The organism is Flavobacterium calami, from assembly GCF_038290035.1.
In the GTDB taxonomy this organism is placed as follows: Bacteria; Bacteroidota; Bacteroidia; order Flavobacteriales; family Flavobacteriaceae; genus Flavobacterium; species Flavobacterium calami.
In genome coordinates, this window is the sequence record NZ_JBBYHS010000029.1 from 1 (window position 1) to 18,517 (window position 18,517).

Annotated in this window: 20 protein-coding genes; all 20 read left to right on the forward strand. The window is 34.0% G+C overall.

All coding sequences use genetic code 11. The features are described 5' to 3' along the window. On the forward strand, nucleotides 1-202 hold a 202-nt coding region (locus tag AAEO57_RS19980), incomplete at its 5' end, for a hypothetical protein (protein ID WP_341694798.1). Nucleotides 203-397: 195 nt separating this feature from the next. Further along, a complete protein-coding gene (gene lysA, locus AAEO57_RS19985; RefSeq protein ID WP_341694799.1) occupies nucleotides 398-1,621 on the forward strand; it encodes a diaminopimelate decarboxylase in 1,224 nt (407 codons plus the stop codon). Nucleotides 1,622-1,893: 272 nt separating this feature from the next. Further along, complete coding sequence (locus AAEO57_RS19990) at nucleotides 1,894-3,000, forward strand: hypothetical protein (RefSeq protein WP_341694800.1); 1,107 nt, start codon at nucleotides 1,894-1,896, stop codon at nucleotides 2,998-3,000. Nucleotides 3,001-3,417: 417 nt separating this feature from the next. After that, complete coding sequence (locus AAEO57_RS19995; RefSeq protein ID WP_341694801.1) at nucleotides 3,418-4,365, forward strand: phosphatase PAP2 family protein; 948 nt, start codon at nucleotides 3,418-3,420, stop codon at nucleotides 4,363-4,365. Nucleotides 4,366-4,523: 158 nt separating this feature from the next. Next, nucleotides 4,524-4,973, forward strand: coding sequence for a hypothetical protein (locus AAEO57_RS20000; protein WP_341694802.1), 450 nt, complete (start codon nucleotides 4,524-4,526; stop codon nucleotides 4,971-4,973). Nucleotides 4,974-5,042: 69 nt separating this feature from the next. Then, a complete protein-coding gene (locus tag AAEO57_RS20005) occupies nucleotides 5,043-5,405 on the forward strand; it encodes a hypothetical protein (RefSeq protein WP_341694803.1) in 363 nt (120 codons plus the stop codon). A gap of 159 nt (nucleotides 5,406-5,564) precedes the next feature. Next, nucleotides 5,565-5,930 carry a hypothetical protein gene (locus tag AAEO57_RS20010; RefSeq protein ID WP_341694804.1) on the forward strand — a complete coding sequence of 122 codons (366 nt, stop codon included), beginning with the start codon at nucleotides 5,565-5,567 and terminating at the stop codon, nucleotides 5,928-5,930. Nucleotides 5,931-6,080: 150 nt separating this feature from the next. Beyond that, entirely contained in the window at nucleotides 6,081-6,407 is a 327-nt protein-coding gene (locus tag AAEO57_RS20015; RefSeq protein WP_341694805.1) for an ArsR/SmtB family transcription factor, read from the forward strand. Next, nucleotides 6,397-6,900 carry an SRPBCC family protein gene (locus AAEO57_RS20020; RefSeq protein ID WP_341694806.1) on the forward strand — a complete coding sequence of 168 codons (504 nt, stop codon included), beginning with the start codon at nucleotides 6,397-6,399 and terminating at the stop codon, nucleotides 6,898-6,900. The genes AAEO57_RS20015 and AAEO57_RS20020 overlap by 11 nt, the downstream gene beginning before the upstream one ends. 17 nt (nucleotides 6,901-6,917) lie before the next feature. After that, nucleotides 6,918-7,415, forward strand: a complete 498-nt coding sequence (locus tag AAEO57_RS20025) for an SRPBCC family protein (RefSeq protein WP_341694807.1) — start codon at nucleotides 6,918-6,920, stop codon at nucleotides 7,413-7,415. A gap of 336 nt (nucleotides 7,416-7,751) precedes the next feature. Further along, on the forward strand, nucleotides 7,752-8,936 hold the full coding sequence (locus AAEO57_RS20030) for a hypothetical protein (RefSeq protein WP_341694808.1): 1,185 nt from the start codon (nucleotides 7,752-7,754) through the stop codon (nucleotides 8,934-8,936). 144 nt (nucleotides 8,937-9,080) lie between these two features. Then, nucleotides 9,081-11,462, forward strand: a complete 2,382-nt coding sequence (locus tag AAEO57_RS20035) for a TonB-dependent receptor (protein WP_341694809.1) — start codon at nucleotides 9,081-9,083, stop codon at nucleotides 11,460-11,462. A gap of 33 nt (nucleotides 11,463-11,495) precedes the next feature. Next, nucleotides 11,496-12,317, forward strand: a complete 822-nt coding sequence (locus AAEO57_RS20040) for a DUF4249 domain-containing protein (RefSeq protein ID WP_341694810.1) — start codon at nucleotides 11,496-11,498, stop codon at nucleotides 12,315-12,317. 12 nt (nucleotides 12,318-12,329) lie between these two features. Beyond that, entirely contained in the window at nucleotides 12,330-12,812 is a 483-nt protein-coding gene (locus AAEO57_RS20045; protein ID WP_341694811.1) for a GyrI-like domain-containing protein, read from the forward strand. Between the two features lie 4 nt (nucleotides 12,813-12,816). Beyond that, nucleotides 12,817-13,263, forward strand: coding sequence for a DinB family protein (locus AAEO57_RS20050; protein WP_341694812.1), 447 nt, complete (start codon nucleotides 12,817-12,819; stop codon nucleotides 13,261-13,263). Nucleotides 13,264-13,344: 81 nt separating this feature from the next. Continuing rightward, nucleotides 13,345-14,007 (forward strand): thiamine diphosphokinase, encoded by a 663-nt coding sequence (locus tag AAEO57_RS20055; RefSeq protein ID WP_341694813.1) that lies wholly within the window; start codon nucleotides 13,345-13,347, stop codon nucleotides 14,005-14,007. Nucleotides 14,008-14,149: 142 nt separating this feature from the next. Beyond that, nucleotides 14,150-15,100, forward strand: a complete 951-nt coding sequence (gene rlmF, locus AAEO57_RS20060) for a 23S rRNA (adenine(1618)-N(6))-methyltransferase RlmF (protein ID WP_341694814.1) — start codon at nucleotides 14,150-14,152, stop codon at nucleotides 15,098-15,100. Between the two features lie 80 nt (nucleotides 15,101-15,180). After that, on the forward strand, nucleotides 15,181-15,411 hold the full coding sequence (locus AAEO57_RS20065) for a uroporphyrinogen decarboxylase (protein ID WP_341694815.1): 231 nt from the start codon (nucleotides 15,181-15,183) through the stop codon (nucleotides 15,409-15,411). An 87-nt stretch (nucleotides 15,412-15,498) separates the two neighbouring features. Further along, nucleotides 15,499-16,434, forward strand: coding sequence for an alpha/beta fold hydrolase (locus AAEO57_RS20070; protein ID WP_341694816.1), 936 nt, complete (start codon nucleotides 15,499-15,501; stop codon nucleotides 16,432-16,434). Between the two features lie 67 nt (nucleotides 16,435-16,501). Then, a complete protein-coding gene (uvrB, locus tag AAEO57_RS20075; RefSeq protein WP_341694817.1) occupies nucleotides 16,502-18,493 on the forward strand; it encodes an excinuclease ABC subunit UvrB in 1,992 nt (663 codons plus the stop codon). Nucleotides 18,494-18,517 lie beyond the last annotated feature (24 nt).

Sequence of the window (18,517 nt, forward strand, 5' to 3'; positions counted from 1 at the left end):
GGAATTTCTATTGATGGCTATTGGACACAATTTTAGAAAAATGGTGGCAAATAACAATAAAAAGCATAATACTCATATAAAATTTTCTATGCGAGTTCGAAATAGAGTTGTAGAAGTCGAAATCTACCTTTTTAAAACCGCAACAGAATATTTTTTCATAAAAAAACCAACGCAAAATCAATCCCTAAAATTTGCTGCATAAAAAAGGCTGCCCTTTTCGGACAGCCTCTTTATTTTCTTTATGGATATTTTTTAATAATTTATTGAATTGTTTAGAATTTAAATAAAATCTTTAAAAAGTTTAAAAAACAAACAAATTGTTATAATTTGTTATTTTTCTGTATTTAATTTGTTTACTCTCAAAAGAGTAATAAATTTGCTCAAAATAAGTTTAAAAATGCAAGCAAAAGATTTACTGCAGTTAGCAGACCAATTTGGAAGTCCATTGTATGTTTACGATGCCGAAAAAATCCAATCTCAGTACAACAGATTAACTAAAGCTTTCTCTAAGGTAGAAAACTTACGAGTTAATTATGCCATGAAGGCATTGTCTAACATTGCGATTCTTCAGTTATTAAAGAACATGGGGTCTGGTTTAGATACTGTATCTATTCAGGAAGTTCAGCTAGGACTTCATGCTGGCTATGATCCTGACAAAATTTTCTTTACACCAAACGGAGTTTCTTTAGAGGAAATCGAAGAAGTTGCCGCAATGGGTGTGCAAATCAATATTGATAATTTATCTATTCTGGAGCAATTCGGAACAAAACATCCACATATTCCGGTTTGTATTCGTATCAATCCACACGTAATGGCGGGTGGAAATGCTAATATTTCTGTTGGACACATCGATAGTAAATTCGGAATTTCTGTACATCAGATTCCGCATATTTTGCGAATTGTGGAGAATACAAAAATGAGTATTGTTGGTATTCACATGCACACAGGATCTGATATTTTAGATATCGAAGTATTCTTGTATGCAGCTGAGATCCTTTTTGATACAGCTAAACATTTCAAAGATTTACAATTCTTAGATTTCGGAAGCGGATTCAAAGTGCCTTACAAAAAAGACGATATCGAAACAGATATTGAAGAGTTAGGTAAAAAATTATCTAAAAGATTCAATGCCTTTTGTACAGAATACGGTAGAGATTTAACGTTGATTTTCGAACCAGGGAAATTTCTGGTGAGTGAGGCAGGTCATTTCTTAGTAAAAGTAAACGTAGTAAAGCAAACCACTTCTACTGTTTTTGCTGGAGTGGATAGTGGTTTCAACCATTTGATTCGCCCGATGTTATACGGGTCTTCACATCATATCGAAAACATTTCTAACCCAAAAGGGAAAGAGCGTTTTTACTCTGTGGTAGGATACATTTGTGAAACAGATACTTTTGCAAACAATCGCAGAATTCCTGAAATTACAGAAGGTGATATTTTAGCTTTCAGAAACGCCGGAGCATACTGTTTTTCAATGTCTTCGAACTATAATTCAAGATACAAACCAGCTGAAGTTCTTTGGAAAGACGGAAAAGGAATTCTGATTCGTGCTCATGAAACTTTCGAAGATTTACTTAAAAATCAAATTCCGTTGCCGCAAGAAAATGCAGCAGTAGTTTAAAAATAAAAAAAAAAGAGAATATCACTTTAATCTTTAAAATCCCGTTTCCTTATTGAGACGGGATTTTTTTGTATAATATTGTATTCCAACGAAGGAGATGTCCTTCGGACTAGGGTTTCGACTATTTCATTTATTTTGCTGCTTCAAAATGATCATACCGTATTCTAATTCTTATCGATGAAAAATGACTGTTTTTATCCGCAATTAAAACATAATAGTAGTTTCTGTAATGCTAAAAACTTAATATTGTAATAAAATAAATACGCAAATTCATGGATGATTTAATACTCACACAAAAAGAAAAAGAATTTGATTTGGCTTTTAGATTAGATGGTGGTATTTGGCCAATTAAAGGTGTTTTTGAGACAGATAATCTCAGGATTTATGGAAGTAAAATACTAGAATGGTGTAGAAATAATGGAAAAGATTTACCTTCTTGTAATTTTAATATTATCAATGATTCAAGAGTAAATGCAAAAGCTACTCTTTTTGAAAATCAATATTATATTGGAATAAATGCAGGAACCATAGCATGTATCAGTAACTTATTTAACAGAATGCTTTCTCATCCGGAAATATTGAAACAATATGGTGATTCTTCTAAAGAAACTTCACCAGAAAAAATTTTTGACGTGCAAGTTATAGATTTTGATGTGCTAAAAGATTATACTATTGAAGAAAAAATAGTTATCCCAAAAGACCCACTACGTGCAAGTTTAGCACGATACCTTACGCAAACTTGTCTTAAAACAATTTTAATACATGAGTATGCACATGTAAAAAATGGACATCTAGATTACAAAAAAAGCCTTTTTTCGGATAGTAGCTATAATGAATTCACGCAAATAAATAATTTAGCTGAAGGCAATTTAATGTGGCAAGCATTAGAAATGGATGCTGACTGTATTGCTGTTAATAATTTAATCATGGAAACTGAAGTCTTGCTTAATCATAGAGAATTTATTCCAAAAGCATTTACGGAGTTTTATACTGATTTGGAAAATAGCATTTACTTAATATATTTTGCTAACTACTGTTTTTATCGAATCTTTGGACGACTTAGTTTTAGTTTAGATAATCTTGATAATTACACTCATCCTCCAGCTCCTGTAAGACAAAGTATGATGTTATCAACTGTATTACGATTTGTTGAAATAAATTTTCCTGAATTACAAAGCAAAATACTCCCAATTGGACTTGAAGTAATTGAAGAAGTTGAAAAAGGATTTAATAAAATTTCTGAACAACAAATAGATATAAGTGGAATACTTTTAGCGACCTCACCGCTTGCAACTGAGCATGTAAATAAAATATTAAAAGCATGGAGTGAGATTCGTCCATTATTAAGACCTTTTTCTAAAGGACCCTTAGCGGAATAGTTTCTTTTTAATGTTAGTAAAGTTTTGTTAATTGAAAAGCTGATAGTACTAATTTTCAATGCGTGAGAATAAAGTAGCTAAATTAAAAAAATCTTATTAAAAAAGGTATAATAATATTTTTATCTCTCGCCGTGTAGCTTTTGGCTATATCTAATGTTTTGTTTGACTTCACAAAAGCATACTGCCTTTATTCTGATACGCAACCACATATAGATACAACTATAATTGGTTTTTAGGCAGTGTTTTTATTTCGAGTAGACAAGATTTTTTTTAAGTAATAAAGAATTATAAAAATTAAAATTGTAAGATATTTTTCATTATATTTATGTGAATGATTTTAAGGTTCTGAATTTTAATGTCTTGACCACAATTTTTGGCATCACCTGTTGAATAAATTTAAATTTAAATTGTTTTACTATGAAATACCACGCCATAATCCTTTTGAGCCTATTTTCAATGTCCTGTTTTTCTCAAAATGACACTATAAGAATAAAACACGATAGTTTAAAAGTTAAAAAAGAAAACCGATTTAAAGTAGCAGGTTCTGTAATTGCTGACAGCTTTCTTAGTGTTCCGGGAGATTTTAAAGCAATGGGGCAGACAATATCAAGTGACTGGAAAAGAACGGCACTTTATACCGCAGGAATAATTGGTTTGATAGCTGTTGACAGACATACTACTGGTTATCTTCACGATAAGATAGAACCCAATATTGATTATAGTTTACCAGAAATCAAAAGTACAATACCTCATGTAGTAGGAACTGATTCCTATATTGTTTATCCAATTATTGGATTATATGCAGGGGCATTAATTATTAATAACGAAAAAGGACAGGTTGTTGCTCTTAACGCTGCTAAATCTTTAGCCTATTCTTATGTTATAACTCAAATTGTTTTAAAAACGATAACATCAAGAAACAGACCTCAAAGAAAAATAAATGATGATAAACCTGTCGTAGAACCATGGACAAAAAATCCATGGGATTTTGGCAACTATGATAATATTCACTTTGGTCATGGAGGAACAGGGACTTCATTTCCTTCTTTTCATGCAACTTCATATTTTGCTGTAGCTAAAGTATTCCAAATGGAGTACAATAACTATTGGATACCTTATACATTTGTAACAGCTGTATTTCTCTCAGATATAAAAAGTCATGAACATTGGGTTTCAGACTTATTGGTAGGAGGATTGGTAGGTACAATAATTGGGCGTTCTATAGTGATTAGTAGTCGCAAACAAAGGGAAAAACGAAATTCCAGTGCATTTAACTACGATCCTGGAAAAATAAAAATGCATAAACAATTAATTCCCCAGATTTCAAATTCGATGGTTGGTTTTCATTTTATTGGAACTTTTTAAATTTAGAGTATCTCAAATTTATTAAGAAAGGAGAGTGCAATTTTTTACCTTTCCATATAAAATAAAAAACTATTTTAGCTTGGTGTAAATTCAATTTCCGTTAAGATAGTTTTCGGAGATTATATTTGCTGTAATCCCCAAATTTAAAGCACCAAACAATGAAAATGACCATTTCTGTATCAGTACTGTTTCTGTTACTTACCACTAATTTATTCAGTCAGACTATCGCTGATTTAAAGCTTAAAGCAAAAGAAATCCCTAAAAGTTATGCCTTAAACGATGGTAATATTTGTATCACACCTCAGGCCTGCACTTTTTATAACGATATTGAAACCTACGCCAATATTGTCGGAATTGTAAAAAGTAAAGCAATTCAAAGTTTTAAAAGTAATGGTGATCGTGGTTCAATTATGTATTTTGAATTTGAACACACATTCAAAGGAGAAAGATTCCTGCAAGGATTGTTGTGGGGCAAAAACGGACAGCCTTCTGATGAACATCCTGAAGAGTATCTTGCAAAAGGGAAATTTCTAATTATCTGGAGTTTTCATCCTGATAGCCCGGTTAAGGAAAAATCAGAAACCAAGATTGATGCAGTTTTGCAGTAAACAAAGCTATTCGGTTTAATCTTTTCTTAATCTTATATCTGTCAAAATCTTCTTTTAAAAAACACAAAAATGAAAACACATATTCGGATTCTAATTTATTCGCTTCTATTTCTTTTGTATCTTATTTTAACGCCATTTTTACTTTCGCTTCAATCCAGATTAAAAACGGATTTATTTATAACATTAGCTTTTGGTTTCGCTGTTTTGAATACTATTTATGCTTTTTTAGTTTTAAAATGGAGACCTTTACTAAATGTATTGTATGCTATTGCAATAGCTTGCCTGGCTCTTTTTTTGGCTTTAAAAATTTCAGATTTGCATTTGTTTTCGAAATATGATCCTTATGATATCAAAACAGTCATATTGTCTAATGCTGTTTTTGCTATTGTTTTTTGGGAGGTAGTTTATCAGGTGAAAATTAGAAAGGAATAAAAAAAAAGAATTAATTCTAATGTTTGTTTTCTATAGATTGGATTGAAAAGTTTTTAGCTAATCGTAAAATAAATAAATTATAATTTGTTAAACCTGGTTTTTCTTGAAAATCAGATAAAAACAGTTAAATTTATATTTCAACTCTAAAAATTTAAAAACATGAAGAAATTTATTTTAGCATTCGTTTTTTTAATTGGATTATCCGCCACGGCACAGACTTCTAAAGAACTTGTAGGGAAGTGGCAACTGGTTAAGTGGACCAAAAAAGGAAAAGAGAAAAGTATTCAGGACAAATTCAAAACAGACCAGGTTTTTCAGGTTTTTAAAGAAAATGGTGATTTTGAAAGTGTTATTGGTGATGAATCCCATAAAGCAAAATGGAAATTGTCCAGTGACAATTCACAACTGACTATTATTTCAGTTATACTGCCTGTTGTTTTTACAGTCGATTATTTTGACAGCACTAAACGTACAATAACAAACCCTCAAGTAGGTACTTTTGAATATAAAAAAGTTTCGAACTAATAAAATAAATACAAACCATATTTAAAAAGGCGCATTTGCGTCTTTTTTTTATTCGTCCCAATAATAGTTTGAAAATAAACCATATTTTTAAATTGCGCAACCAAAAAGTTGCTTATATTTGCAACTGATTGATTGCTTATTTATAAAAAAATGAAACGAGATATTTTTCAGGCGATTGCCGATCCTACACGAAGAGCGATTTTAGTATTGATTTCTTCAAGTGCTTTAACACCAAATGCGATTGCCGAACAGTTTAAAACGACAAGACAAGCTGTCTCAAAACACATTAAAATTCTGAATGAATGTGATTTGCTTGAAGAAAAAAAGATGGGACGTGAAATTTATTATCAGTTAAAAATTGATAAAATGAAAGAAATAGATCATTGGCTGGAACAATTCAAAAAAATATGGGAAAGCCGTTTTAGTCAGCTGGATCAAGTATTAATGAATTTAAAATCGAAAGAAAATGAAATCTGATCTTTCAATGAATTTTTCTGTAGATAAGGAAAATAAAACAGTAACTATAAAACGTGAATTTAATGCTCCAGTAGCAAACGTTTGGTCTGCCTGGACTGAAGCTGAAATTCTGGATCAATGGTGGGCACCGGCTCCGTTTAAATCCAAAACAAAAAGAATGGAATTTAAGGAAGGCGGTCAAAGATTATACGCCATGGTCAATCCTGAAGGTGGGGAAAACTGGGCTGTTTTTGATTATACTTCTATTTCTCCAAAAATAAATTTCAAACATTCTTCTACTTTTTGTGATGCAGAAGGAAATCCAAATTCAGCTTTCGGGAGTTCGTATTGGGATATCACTTTTTCCGGACAAGGGGATTTCACTGTTGTGGATATTGCTATAAAACGAGACAGTTTAGAAGAATTAGAAAAAATAATTGAAATGGGTTTCAAAGAAGGATTTACAAGCGCTATGAAAGGTCTGGATAAAATCTTTGTAGAAAACACTAAATGAATTTAAAATATAAGAATATGAAATCAAATCTTTTAATGAATTTTACAGTGAATAAAGAAGATAATACTGTAAATGTAAAACGCGAATTTAGTGCCTCATTGTCAAATGTCTGGTCAGCATGGACAGAAGCCGAAATTCTCGATCAATGGTGGGCTCCGGCTCCATGGAAGTCAAGAACTAAAAGCTTGGAATTTAAAGAGGGCGGAAGAAGATTATACGCCATGGTTGGACCAGAAGGAGAGGAACATTGGGCAATTGCAGATTATACATCAATAACTCCAAAAACAAATTTTAAATATCTGGATGCTTTTTGTGACAGTGATGGAAATTTAAACAAAGACTTTCCTCGTTCTGACTGGAACGTGACTTTTTCGGAGCAAGGTGATTCTACCTTTGTAGATGTAGTGATCAGACATGATAAACTCTCAGATCTGGAAATGATTATTGAAATGGGATTCAAAGAAGGCTTTACCATTGCAATGGAAGGTCTGGACGAAATTTTTGATTCAAAATAAGACAAACTCAATTAGCATAAAGAAATATGTAACTTTTTTATTTAAAGTAGATATTTGTGATTTCTCTGTTGTCGCTTTTGGAAGGAAATAGTATTCAGAATTTTTTCAGCTTATTTAAAAGATAAGGGTTTAGATCTTATGAAAAAGAGATTTCCTATTTAGCCCCGATCGAGCCGTTATCCTTTTGCAGCGGGGTTCGCTGCAAAAGATTCAGGGGAGAGCGGGACAGGAGGTTGTGATGAAAAAGAGGGTAAATGCTCTTAAAAATAAATTTGAAAAAGGCATGGTTGTTGAAAATGAAAAAAGATATATTTACACCTTCAAATGCTATATTTTATGCGAAAAATTACTTTATCTTTTTTACTTATTTTTTTAGCTTTTTCCTGTGGGGTAAAAACTACACAATCGATGTTGACCGGTGGGGATTACGATGGGGCGATTAACCGTTCGGTTGAATCATTGAGAACTAATAAAGATGCTAAGGGCAAACAGGATTATGTATATTTGCTTGAAGAAGCATTTGCAAAAGCCAAAGAAAGGGACTTGCGTGACATCGAAATGATGGTCAAAGAATCGAATCCGGCAAATTTGGAACGCATTTTCAATACGTACTTAAATTTAGAAGAGCGTCAGGAAAAAATTCGTCCGTTATTGCCGCTTCGATTAATAAAACAAGGCAAAAACGCCACTTTTGCATTTGATAATTATACAGACAGAATTATTGAAAGCAAAACGGCATTGTCAAAATACTTGTATGATAATGCGTCAGCGCTTTTGAAATCGAAGGTAAAAACAGATTACAGAAAGGCTTATGATGATCTGGCTTATCTGGAAAAAATAAATGCGGGGTATAAAAACGTCAAAAAACTGATGGAAGAAGCCCAGTTTAAAGGAACTGATTTTGTTAATGTATCTAGTCAAAACCAGACAAATTTGGTAATTCCGAAACAGCTTCAGGACGATTTACTGGATATTAGCACTTACGGCTTAAACGATAAATGGACGGTTTATCATAATCCCAAACAAAAAAACATCTCTTATGATTACAGCCTGATTGTAAATTTCAGAGAAATAGTTATTTCTCCGGAGCAAATCAAGGAGAAGGAATTTATTAAGGAAAAACAAATCAAAGACGGTGTTAAAACCCTATTGGATTCCAGAGGAAATCCTGTAAAGGACAGTTTGGGACGACCGGTTAAGGTAGATAATTTTAAAAATATCCGAATTAATATATTTGAATTCAGACAATTTAAATCCTGTCAGATTATGGCAAAAATTGATTATGTAAATGCAAAAAATAATCAATTGCTACAGACTTTTCCGGTAACAAGCGAGTTTGTTTTTGAGTCTATGTATGCCACTTACAAAGGAGATAAAAATGCCTGTGAAGAAAGTTATCTGCCAAATTTCAACAAGAGAGCAGTAGCGTTTCCTAATAACGAACAGATGATTTATGATACGGGCGAAGATTTAAAAGTAAAACTAAAAAACATAATTGTTCAGAATAAATTTAAAAGCTAGCATAACAAATCACGTAATTATGGATGACTTAAGGAATTGAATGTTTTAATTGAAACAATTTCAGATTCTTAACTCATTTTTAACAGTTGAAATGCAACAAAATTTAGCGACAATTGTTAATTATGTAAAAACAAAATACAGACCATGATTACAAAAAAAATTGGCGCATTTGTTATTCTTTTTTTAATTACCCTAACTTCATTTTCTCAGGAAAAATTTACCTTAAGCGGTACCATAACCGATTTTAAAAATAACGAAACTTTAATAGGTGTAAATATTTATGTTCCAAGTCTCAAAATTGGAACAACAACCAACGAATACGGTTTTTATTCGCTTACACTTCCCGCCGGGGAACATCAGATAGAACTTAGTTATGTGGGGTACACTACTGTTGAGCAAACAATTGTTTTAGATAAAAATGTTAAAAATAATTTTGCTTTAAATGGGGAAGGAGAGGAACTCCAGGAAGTTGTAATTAAGGAAAATAAGGGTAAGATTAATATCAAATCGCCCGAAATGAGTGTGAATAAACTTTCGATTGCTACCATTAAAAAAATGCCGGTGGTTTTGGGTGAAGTTGATGTTATAAAATCGATTTTATTGCTTCCGGGCGTTACTAATGCAGGCGAGGGAGCATCAGGTTTTAATGTTCGCGGAGGCGGTGCCGATCAGAACTTAATTTTACTGGATGAAGCCAATATTTTTAATTCATCTCACGTTTTCGGATTTTTCTCGGTTTTTAATCCCGATGCAATTAAAGATTTGAAGCTGTACAAAGGAGGGATTCCGGCAAGGTTTGGCGGACGTGCTTCCTCTGTCTTAGAAATTTTTCAGAAAGACGGAAACAGCAAAGAATTTCATGCCAATGGAGGAATCGGATTGATTTCGAGCCGGCTACTTTTGGAAGGACCAATTGTAAAAGACAAAGGCTCTTTTCTGATTGGTGGAAGAGCTTCATACGCACATTTGTTTTTAAAACTTTCGGAAGACCAGAAAAACAATTCGGCTTATTTCTATGATTTGAATGCTAAATTCAGTTACAAATTAAACAGCAGCAATAGTTTGTATTTATCCGGTTATTTTGGACGCGATGTTTTTAGTCTGAATAAAAGTTTTACCAATATTTACGGAAACTCAATTTTAAACCTGCGCTGGAATCATTTGTTTTCTGAAAAACTGTTTTCAAATTTATCTTTGATTTACAGTGATTATTATTACGGACTGGAACTGGATTTTGTTGGTTTTCAATGGGATTCCGGAATTCGAAATTATAATTTAAAATATGATTTCAAGCATTATATTTCGGATAAATTCAAATTAAATTATGGCGTAAACGGAATTTATTATGATTTCAATCCGGGCACTATCAAGCCAAGTACAAGCGATTCAGGAATTAATCCGAATCAAATGGATAAAAAATACGCTTTAGAACCTTCTGTTTATATTGATGGCGAAAATCAGATTTCGAAAAGAATAACATTAGGGTATGGTCTTCGTTACAGTTTGTTTTATCGTTTGGGAGCTTCGACAATTAATTATTATGAAAACAACAATCCTGTTGTTTTTAATACTGATTTACAGATTTACGAAAAAGGGACACCGACTTCCACAAAATATTTTAGCCAAAACGAAGTAATTCAGAGTTATGATAATCTGGAGCCCCGTTTGTCTCTTTCTTATCAGCTGAATGAGGATGAATCTGTTAAAGCCAGTTATAACAGAATGACGCAGTACCTTCAGCTGATTTCGAACACATCTTCTCCTACACCACTGGATATCTGGATGCCAAGTGATAATTACATCAAACCCCAAATAGCCGATCAGGTTGCATTAGGGTATTTTCGAAATATCAAAAACGGAGCGTATTCGCTTGAAGTAGAAACCTATTACAAGAAAATCCAAAATAGGCTGGATTATATTGACGGTGCCGATTTAATTGCAAACGAAGCTATTGAACAGGTTATTCTAAACGGCCAAATGCGTACTTATGGTATGGAGCTCATGGTTAAGAAAAACGAAGGCAGATTTAATGGATGGATTTCTTATACAATATCAAAATCAGAGCAGCAGACACCAGGAAGAACTCCGGAAGAAACTGGAATAAATAATGGACAGTGGTACAATTCGGCTTATGACAAAACACATAATCTGGCTGTTACTTCGGCTTATAATTTAAACGAAAAATGGTCATTTGGAGCCAATTTTGCCTTGCAGACAGGACAGCCGGTTACGTATCCAAATGGACAATATCAATATTTAGGAATTACAGTTCCGAGCTACGGTCTGCGTAATGAAAATCGTCTTCCAACGTATCATCATCTGGATGTTTCGGCAACCTTAACACCCCGAAATAATAAAGACAGAAAGTGGAAAGCCGAGTGGGTTTTTAGTATTTATAATTTGTATAACCGAAGTAATGCGGCTTCAATCAATTTTAGGCAGAATGTAGATACCGGAATAAATGAAGCGGTAAGGATATCTATTTTCGGAATAGTGCCTGCGGTGAGTTATAATTTTAAATTTTAATCTTTCATCAAAGAAAAAATAAAAAGAGGTATCATGAAAAAAGTAATCTTATTATTTATTGTTTTTATATCGGGTTTCTTTGCAGGCTGTGAAGAAGTTGTAGATGTTGATCTGGACACAGCACCTCCAAAATTAGTGATAGAAGCTGATATTAACTGGAAAAAAGGGACAACCGGGGCACAACAAACTATAAACCTGTCAACAACAACAGGTTATTTTGAGGGTGAAATACCAGTTGTTAGCGGAGCAACCATTTTCATAAAAAATAGTGCCAATCAACAGTTTGATTTTATTGAAGTTCCAAAAACGGGGCGTTATGTCTGCAATAATTTTAAACCGGTCATAGATGCGACCTATTACCTGACAGTGATTAGTAACGGAAATACCTATACTGCAAGTGAAACCTTGAAGTCTGTTGCTCCAATAACACGTATTGAGCAGAATAATGAGGGTGGCATTACGGGTAAGGATATTGAAATCAGAGCGTATTACAACGATCCTGCCGATGTTGACAATTTTTATTTGTACAAATATGTATACTCAAATAAAATAGCGTCAAACTATTATGTAGATGATGATAAGTTTTTTCAGGGGAATGAGTTTTTTAGTTTGTCTGACGATGATGATTTAAAACCTGGTGATGAAATAGAATTAACTCATTTTGGAATTTCTAAACAATACTATAACTATATGAGTATTTTGGTGAGTATTGCCGGAAGTAACATCGGAGGTCCATTTCAGTCCCCTCCTGCAACCGTCAGAGGAAATATTGTGAATACTACTGATAAGGCTAATTATCCGCTGGGCTATTTTTCGTTAAGCGAGATTGATACTAAAAAGTATAAAATACAATAAATGTAGTTAAAAATGAAAGCCAGAATTGAAAACTTACTCGAAAAAAAGCTCATAGGAAAGCATATTACAATGTCGTTTGTTGAAAATAAAACATTTCAGTTATGGAGCAGTTTTATGCCGGAACGTAAGCAAATTCAAAACACAATTGATTCTAATTTGTACTCGCTTGAAGTTTTTCCTATTGGGCATTTTGATGATTTTAATCCTCAAAATACTTTTGAAAAATGGGCTGCAGTTGAGGTTTTTGATTTGAGTGAAATTCCGTCGGGTATGCAAACTTTAGTAATTCCTAATGGTTTGTATGCTGTTTTTATTCACAAAGGCGCGGCAACAGAAGCTGAGAAATCTTACCGTTTTATTTTTACAGAATGGCTTCCGAACTCAGAATACAATGTCGATGACCGCCCTCATTTTGCAATAATGGGGGAAAAGTATAAAAAAGATAGTCCTGATTCAGAAGAAGAAATCTGGATTCCGGTAAAAAATAAAGCTTAAAATCATGGTAATAGAAAGTCTGAAATCACTCTTTAACCGTGATTTGAATAAATTAAAAGATGAAATCGTAGCATACCAAAACGAAGGACAGCTTTGGGCAATCGATAAAAATATTTCTAACTCTTCGGGCAATCTTTGCCTGCATTTAATTGGCAACCTAAACACTTATATTGGTGCCGAACTCGGAAAAACAGGTTATATCAGGGATCGCCCTTTAGAATTTTCGGAAAAAGATATTCCTAAAAATGAACTAATCAGTGAAATTGATGAAACTATTTTGGTTGTAAACGATGTACTTGATTCCTTAACCGAAGTCGATTTGCAAACCATTTACCCACAAATTGTTTTTGAAAAAGAAATGACAACAGGATTCTTTCTGATTCATCTGTCTACACATTTAGCCTATCATTTGGGGCAAATCAATTACCATAGACGTTTGCTGGATTTTTAATTCGATAAAAACCACAAAAATCTCCAATTTGAAATCTAAAATAGTAGCCGTACCTTTGCACCGCATTCAAAAAAACTCAGCATGTCATCACACCATATAGTACGCGACGATCAGGAACCTGCATTAATTATTGCCAACGGAGCCGCCTGTAGTGCTGAGTTATTAGGGCAGCTGCTCGAATGGTCTCCGCTGGTTATCGTACTCGATTCGGCAATTGAGCGTGTCATCGATTTAGGGATTAAAGTTGATGTGCTTCTGGGGGATTTTGATCGAGGTTTCGATCCTGAAGTTTACAAAACAGCGCAATATCCAATCGAAATTGTTTATACACCGGATCAGGAAAAAACAGATCTCGAAAAAGCATTTGATTATCTCATCGAAAGAAAAATTCCGGCTGTAAATGTAGTTTGGGCCACCGGAAAACGTGCCGATCATACCATAACCAATCTTACACAAATTGTCCGTTACCGCAATTTACTTAAAATCGTTATTCTCGACGACCATTCCAAAATATTTTTACTGCCCAATAAATTCGAAAAATGGTACACCGCGCAAACACCAATTTCACTTATTCCGATTGGAGTCGTAAACGGTATTTTTTCGAACAATCTAAAATATGAATTACAGGACGATACACTTACAATGGGCTACAGAACCGGAAGCAGTAACTCGGTCGAAAAAGACGGAATTGTAACGATCACGCATCATGAAGGAGATTTGCTTTTAATGGAATGTTTTGATTAGGAGCTAATACCTGCTGTACGCTGTATCTTTTGTGGTGAACCCCACCACAAAAGGATGTCGCTTCCATCAGGGCTAGGGCTGCAGGTTTCATAAGAACTTTTTCTAAAAAAGGAATGACTATCTTTGCACTCAAATTCGCAAAATGAAAGCAGCTGACAATTCTGAAAAAAATAATTTACATCCTCGAAATCTTCACCGTTCCCGTTATGATTTCGAACTTCTGATTTCAAATTGTCCCGAATTGGAATCCTTCGTTTCCATAAACAAATACGGAATTGAAACCGTCGATTTCAGTAACCCGCTTGCTGTAAAAACACTCAATAAAGCTTTGCTGCAAGCGTATTACGATATCCAGAATTGGGATATTCCTAAAAACTACCTTTGCCCGCCCATTCCCGGAAGAGCAGATTATATTCATTACATTGCCGATTTACTGAGCGGAACCAACAACGGAAACATTCCGAAAGGTTCTTCAGTTCTGGGGTTAGATATCGGAACCGGTACCAATTGTATCTACCCAATTTTAGGAAATGCAATTTACGACTGGAGTTTTGTTGCGACCGATATTGATAAAAAAGCAATTGAAAATTGCAGTAAAATAATCGAAGCTAATCCAAAATTAGTTGAAGCGATCAGTTTGCAACAGCAAACGGAATCCCGTTTTATCTTCAAAAATATCATCATACCAGAAGACCGTTTTACATTTACCATGTGTAATCCGCCTTTTCATGCGTCGGCAGAGGAAGCTAATAAAAGTACTTCCAGAAAAGTTTCTAATCTAAATCCAAAAGAAAAGAAAAACACAAATCCTGTTTTAAATTTCGGAGGACAAAATGCCGAATTGTGGTGCAATGGAGGTGAAATTGGTTTTATAACCCAAATGATTTACGAAAGTGTAAAATATAGTTCGCAATGCTTGTGGTTTACTACATTGGTTTCTAAAAAAGAGAATCTTTCATCTATTTACAAAACCTTAAAAAAAGTAAATGCTGCGGAAGTCAAAACCATTGATATGGCACAGGGTCAAAAAAACAGCAGGATTGTTGCCTGGACTTTTCTGAATCCATCTGAGCAAAGCAAGTGGTTTGTTTAAATGATTGATTTTCAGACTCAAATCTTGATTATGTAATCTGCTTTTGTTATATTTAGTGTAAACTATTTAATATCAGTATTATGGCAGAATATATTGGATACCTTGCGTCAGTTTTTATAGTAGGAGGTTTTTTGCTTAAAGACCTCAGAACCATTCGGTTTATTAATCTTTTTGGTTGTATCTGTTTTGTAGTTTACGGTATCTTTTTAAAAGATTTTCGAGATGTCAGTCAATGGCTGTTGCCAGTTATTATTCCGAATGCCATTTTAGCCTTTGTTCAGATTTACCATCTGACAGCAAAAAAATCATAAAGCTTATAATTATAATATTTTGAACTAAAATTCTGGAACTCTTTTCAGATGGGATTGTTATAACTTTAAATAAAATAATAAACGGTCATGACAAGAATACTCCTAAATTTTATGCTTTTGTTTTTGCTTTTTGGATGCGCTTCTAAAAAAGCAAAATTTGATGATTATGTTTTTCAAACCAAAAAAGAAAAACAAAGTTATCTGAGTTCATACGATAAAGCTCTAAAACTTTGGGATATTCCGTATACCGAAGAAAATATCAAAACCAGTTTCGGAACAGCACATGTTATAGTCACAGGCCCTAAAAACGGAAAAAATTTGGTATTGCTGCACGGAATGGATGCCAGCTCAACAATGTGGTATCCTAATATTAAGGTTTTGGCAAAAAATCATAGAATATACGCTATCGATTTCCTGATGGAACCCGGAAAGTCTAATTTAACAGCCAAGCCTCTTTCTAAAGAAGATATTGTGGCGTGGTACAACGAAATTTTCGCACATTACAAACTAAAGAAATTTGACATTGTAGGAGCTTCCCGTGGAGGCTGGATTACAACATTGCTGGCGATTCAGAAAGAAAATTCAATTGATAAAATAGTATTATTAAGTCCTGCACAAACGTTTAAATTTATTGACAAAGTTGGCAAAACGTCATCTGCTTTAATGCTGAAACTTTTTCCAAGTGAAAAGAAATTCGGAAAAACACTCGAAACTTTTTCGACACATCCCGAAAAAATTAACCCTGCTTACAAAAGACAATTCTATCTGGCGAACAAATACGCCAAATCAAATTCAAGTATGCTGAAAATGACGCCTTTTTCTAACGAGGAATTAAAATCTGTAAAAAATCCGGTTCTAATACTTATTGGCGATAAAGATGTAATCAATTCAGAAGATAGCCTTGAAAAAGCAAAAGAACTTCTCCCAAACAGCAAGACAAAAATAATCAAAGATGCAGGGCATTTTTTGAGCATTGATCAGACGAAAATGGTTAATGATGCCATGATTGACTTTTTAGAATAAGCAGAACTTAACATTTAATAGCCTTTAAACTTTGTATCTTTACAAACTAATTTTTTCATAGTTCGAAATGAATTTTCAGGTATCCTCAGAATATAGTCCAAAAGGAGATCAGCCTCAGGCAATCCAAAAACTTTCACAAGGTATTGTTGATGGTGAAAAATACCAAACCCTATTAGGTGTAACCGGCTCAGGAAAAACCTTTACAATGGCCAATGTGATTCAGGAAGTACAGAAACCTACCTTGGTTTTGGCACATAATAAAACTTTGGCAGCCCAGTTATATTCTGAATTCAAACAATTTTTCCCCAATAATGCGGTAGAATATTTTGTTTCTTACTACGACTATTACCAGCCGGAAGCTTTTATGCCCGTAACCGGAGTTTTTATTGAAAAGGATTTATCTATTAATGAAGAACTGGAGAAAATGCGTTTAAGCACCACTTCTTCATTACTTTCCGGACGCAGGGATATTTTAGTCGTTGCTTCGGTTTCCTGTCTGTATGGTATCGGGAACCCTGTGGAATTTCAAAAAAATGTAATTGAAATCACAAGAGATCAGGTTATTTCGAGAACTAAACTACTACACAGCCTTGTACAAAGTTTATATGCCAGAACGGAAGCCGATTTTAATCCCGGAACTTTCCGTATTAAAGGAGATATTGTAGAAGTATACCCAAGTTATGCCGATGACGCCTATCGAATTCACTTTTTTGGAGATGAAATAGAAGAAATTGAATCGTTTGATGTAAAGACGTCACAGGTAATAGAAAAATTCAAAAGACTGACGATTTATCCGGCCAATATGTTTGTGACTTCTCCGGATGTATTGCAGGGTGCGATTTGGGAGATTCAGCAGGATTTGGTAAAACAGGTTGATTATTTTAAAGAAATAGGAAAACATCTTGAAGCCAAACGTCTGGAAGAAAGAACCAATTTTGATCTGGAAATGATTCGGGAATTAGGGTATTGCTCCGGAATTGAGAATTATTCCCGCTACCTTGACGGAAGAGAAGCCGGAACAAGACCTTTCTGTTTGCTGGATTATTTTCCAAGCGATTATTTGATGGTAATTGACGAAAGTCACGTAACGGTTTCGCAGGTTCACGCCATGTACGGAGGCGACCGAAGCCGAAAAGAGAATCTGGTAGAATATGGTTTCCGTTTGCCCGCAGCAATGGACAACCGACCTTTGAAATTTGAAGAATTCGAAGCGATGCAAAATCAGGTAGTCTATGTTTCTGCTACTCCTGCAGATTACGAATTGCAAAAATCAGATGGAATTTATGTCGAGCAGATTATTCGTCCAACCGGATTATTAGATCCAGTTATTGAAGTTCGTCCAAGTCTGAACCAGATTGATGATTTAATCGAAGAAATTCAGGTGCGTTGCGAATTGGACGAAAGGGTTTTGGTCACTACCCTGACCAAAAGAATGGCAGAGGAATTAGCCAAATATTTGACTAAAGTTGGTGTTCGCTGCCGTTATATTCACTCAGAAGTTGATACTTTGGAACGTATTGAAATCATGCAGGATTTACGAAAAGGAATTTTTGACGTATTAATTGGTGTGAATCTACTTCGTGAAGGACTGGATTTACCTGAAGTTTCTCTGGTTGCTATTTTAGACGCTGATAAAGAAGGATTTCTTCGTAATCACAGATCTTTGACCCAGACCATCGGTCGTGCGGCCCGAAATATAAACGGAAAAGCGATTATGTATGCGGATAAAATTACAGCCAGTATGCAAAAAACTATTGATGAAACCAATTACCGCAGAACCAAACAAATTAATTTTAATACCGCAAACGGTATAACGCCTCAGGCATTAAACAAAAAAATTGAAAGTGCTTTTACCAAAAATCCTTTGGTTGAATATGAATTGGGACATACTTTGCCTGCTGCTGCCGAGCCAGAAACAGCTTATTTATCGAAATCTGAATTAGAAAAAATGATTCGCGAAAAACGCAAGTCAATGGAAAAAGCGGCAAAAGAATTAGACTTTTTGCAGGCGGCCAAATTACGTGACGATATTAAAAAATTACAGGATCAGCTTTCTTAAATTTTGATTGAAGCTTCAATTCTA

Bases quoted from the DNA above. Each gene is read 5' to 3' on its own strand.
- lysA (WP_341694799.1), top strand. From the start codon at position 398: ATGCAAGCAAAAGATTTACTGCAGTTAGCAGACCAATTTGGAAGTCCA.
- AAEO57_RS19990 (WP_341694800.1), top strand. From the start codon at position 1,894: ATGGATGATTTAATACTCACACAAAAAGAAAAAGAATTTGATTTGGCT.
- uvrB (WP_341694817.1), top strand. From the start codon at position 16,502: ATGAATTTTCAGGTATCCTCAGAATATAGTCCAAAAGGAGATCAGCCT.
- AAEO57_RS20030 (WP_341694808.1), top strand. From the start codon at position 7,752: ATGCGAAAAATTACTTTATCTTTTTTACTTATTTTTTTAGCTTTTTCC.
- AAEO57_RS20050 (WP_341694812.1), top strand. From the start codon at position 12,817: ATGGTAATAGAAAGTCTGAAATCACTCTTTAACCGTGATTTGAATAAA.
- AAEO57_RS20015 (WP_341694805.1), top strand. From the start codon at position 6,081: ATGAAACGAGATATTTTTCAGGCGATTGCCGATCCTACACGAAGAGCG.
- AAEO57_RS20000 (WP_341694802.1), top strand. From the start codon at position 4,524: ATGAAAATGACCATTTCTGTATCAGTACTGTTTCTGTTACTTACCACT.
- AAEO57_RS20055 (WP_341694813.1), top strand. From the start codon at position 13,345: ATGTCATCACACCATATAGTACGCGACGATCAGGAACCTGCATTAATT.
- AAEO57_RS20010 (WP_341694804.1), top strand. From the start codon at position 5,565: ATGAAGAAATTTATTTTAGCATTCGTTTTTTTAATTGGATTATCCGCC.
- AAEO57_RS20005 (WP_341694803.1), top strand. From the start codon at position 5,043: ATGAAAACACATATTCGGATTCTAATTTATTCGCTTCTATTTCTTTTG.
- AAEO57_RS20065 (WP_341694815.1), top strand. From the start codon at position 15,181: ATGGCAGAATATATTGGATACCTTGCGTCAGTTTTTATAGTAGGAGGT.
- AAEO57_RS20040 (WP_341694810.1), top strand. From the start codon at position 11,496: ATGAAAAAAGTAATCTTATTATTTATTGTTTTTATATCGGGTTTCTTT.
- AAEO57_RS20020 (WP_341694806.1), top strand. From the start codon at position 6,397: ATGAAATCTGATCTTTCAATGAATTTTTCTGTAGATAAGGAAAATAAA.
- rlmF (WP_341694814.1), top strand. From the start codon at position 14,150: ATGAAAGCAGCTGACAATTCTGAAAAAAATAATTTACATCCTCGAAAT.
- AAEO57_RS20045 (WP_341694811.1), top strand. From the start codon at position 12,330: ATGAAAGCCAGAATTGAAAACTTACTCGAAAAAAAGCTCATAGGAAAG.
- AAEO57_RS19995 (WP_341694801.1), top strand. From the start codon at position 3,418: ATGAAATACCACGCCATAATCCTTTTGAGCCTATTTTCAATGTCCTGT.
- AAEO57_RS20025 (WP_341694807.1), top strand. From the start codon at position 6,918: ATGAAATCAAATCTTTTAATGAATTTTACAGTGAATAAAGAAGATAAT.
- AAEO57_RS20035 (WP_341694809.1), top strand. From the start codon at position 9,081: ATGATTACAAAAAAAATTGGCGCATTTGTTATTCTTTTTTTAATTACC.
- AAEO57_RS20070 (WP_341694816.1), top strand. From the start codon at position 15,499: ATGACAAGAATACTCCTAAATTTTATGCTTTTGTTTTTGCTTTTTGGA.